Here is a 217-nt window from a genome sequence, read left to right as displayed (position 1 = left end):
CGGTGCGTTCGCCCGCGGTGCCGCGCTGGTGTCGGCCCTCCTGTTCGTCGCGTTCGTCGTCGGAATCGCCTCGGTGTGGGCGCGCGGCATCGAGATCGACTGCGGCTGCTTCGGCGGCGGCGCGCCGAAGGACGATGCCGCGGCGTCGTACCCCTGGGACATCCCGCGCGACGTCGGGCTGCTGGCTCTCTCCGTCTTCCTGGAGGGCGTCCCCCGC

Annotated in this window: 1 protein-coding gene; it reads left to right on the top strand. The window is 73.7% G+C overall.

Annotated features, from left to right (window positions below):
• On the top strand, positions 1-217 hold a 217-nt coding region (locus F0U47_RS21430), incomplete at both ends, for a MauE/DoxX family redox-associated membrane protein (RefSeq protein WP_368666153.1).

Source organism: Nocardioides antri (assembly GCF_008373765.1).
Classification (GTDB): domain Bacteria; phylum Actinomycetota; class Actinomycetes; order Propionibacteriales; family Nocardioidaceae; genus Nocardioides; species Nocardioides antri.
This window is presented reverse-complemented; position numbering and strand designations above follow the sequence as displayed.